The 439-nt window shown below is 71.5% G+C and carries 1 protein-coding gene; it reads left to right on the top strand.

All coding sequences use genetic code 11. From position 1 onward, the window contains the following. Positions 1-439, top strand: a 439-nt coding sequence (locus tag G3I60_RS44030; RefSeq protein WP_164608585.1) for an ABC transporter permease, incomplete at both ends; no start/stop codon positions are given.

Here is a 439-nt window from a genome sequence, read left to right as displayed (position 1 = left end):
GTGCGTGATGCTGGGCTTCGCCGGGATCGCGGTGGTCGTCGGGGTCTTCCTGATCGTCAATACCTTCTCGATGCTGATCGCCCAACGCACCCGCGCACTGGGCTTGTTGCGGGCACTCGGCGCCGACCGGCGACAGGTGCGCCGGTCCGTGCTGACCGAGGCGGTGCTGCTCGGCCTGGTCGGCTTGACGCTCGGCCTCGCCGCCGGGATCGGGCTCGCGGCCGGACTGATCCAGCTGATGAGCGCGTTCGGCATGAACCTCAGCTCGGCGGACATGGTGGTGGGCTGGGTCACTCCCGTGTCGTCGTACGCCGTCGGGCTCGGGGTCACCTTCCTGGCGGCCTATCTGCCGGCCCGGCGAGCCGCGGTGGTCTCCCCCATGGCCGCTCTCTCGGACGCCGAGATCGCGGGTGTGGGGACGCCGTTGCGGGCCCGGGCG

Source organism: Streptomyces sp. SID13666 (assembly GCF_010548325.1).
Lineage (GTDB): Bacteria > Actinomycetota > Actinomycetes > Streptomycetales > Streptomycetaceae > Actinacidiphila > Actinacidiphila fildesensis.
The sequence above is the reverse complement of the archived record's forward strand: the minus strand, read 5'-3'. Positions and strand labels throughout refer to the sequence as shown.